The following is a 1,129-nucleotide window of genomic DNA, read 5'->3' as shown; positions in this document are numbered from 1 at the left end:
CAAGCCAAGGCTATTTACCTGCACAGAAACAGCTGGCCGAAGACTATTCCCGAGGATTGACCGGTGCGGTTAATTACTCACAGGCAACGTATTGGTTTACCTCTGTAGCGTTGAATGACCCTCGCGACCGCGGTTTTTTGTTAGCGGACTTTGTTCAGCATCACCAAAAAGACATCACCACCAGCGATCTCGTTGAGGCGTGGTACCAATTAGCCTCGGACACCAACCCTCAAGCGGAAGAAGCTTACAATCATTATCTCGAAGAGCGCTTCAATCAACTGCGTGCAAAGCAAGTCTCCGAAATTGTGGAATTAGATAAAGAAGCGACAAAAGAAGAGCAGCCTGTCGCTCCACAATCAACCGTAACGTCTGATAATGGCACGATTATGTGGTTGGCTATTGGTGGATTGGTGATCGCTCTAGCAGGCTTCGGTGGATGGGTAACTCTAAGGAAACAACAACGAGCCTTGGCCGCACTGTCTTCCCAAGAGGCAAACCAAACTCAGCAACTTGATGCGAAAGTAAAAGAGTTAGAGTTCACGAATAAACAATTGAAGCGTCAGCTGGAGAAAGTATTCAAAGAGTTTAAAAAGACTCGTAGCCAATCCGACAATCATAAAGTTGCGGTTGCCTGCGCGATGTTTGGTTACACACCACAAACCATTCCTGATAACCAAGCAGTGAAACTCCGCTATCGACAACTTTCAAAACTCTATCATCCAGATACTCGTGGAAGTGAAGAAGAAATGAAACGTTTGAACCAGGCGTTTAAAATCATCTCACAAAATGTTACAAAATCGTAAACCACAACTAGAGGGCGCTTGATGGCTAGCTTTAAGTCTAAGTAAAACAAGGTTCGCAATCGATCTCGCTCTCAAACAAATTAACAGACATTTAACGTCAATCTCTTTTTCATGCCATAATGCCCGGCGAAAAATAACACCTAACGACTCATATTTATCTAGGTGGGGAGAAAATCAATGTTCACTGAAGAAGGCACCTGCGATTGGTGTAAAAAACCTAGTTTTGTTACTCGTCACGATTATGTAGATGGCAAATATCATCACTCTTGCCAAGCCTGCTACGACATGGCGAAGATCGATGTTCGTCTGTTTAACCAAGGCGAAAT

1 protein-coding gene is annotated in these 1,129 nt (G+C 44.2%); it reads left to right on the top strand.

The window, feature by feature from the left end; translation table 11 throughout:
- Positions 1-803 (top strand): J domain-containing protein (locus R7E00_RS24625; RefSeq protein ID WP_318124836.1); only part of this gene is annotated, 803 nt, incomplete at its 5' end.
- Between the last annotated feature and the right edge of the window lie 326 nt (positions 804-1,129).

Origin of the sequence: Vibrio sp. Vb1755, assembly GCF_033338635.1 — a bacterium.
GTDB classification, from domain to species: domain Bacteria; phylum Pseudomonadota; class Gammaproteobacteria; order Enterobacterales; family Vibrionaceae; genus Vibrio; species Vibrio alginolyticus.
The sequence above is the reverse complement of the archived record's forward strand: the minus strand, read 5'-3'. Positions and strand labels throughout refer to the sequence as shown.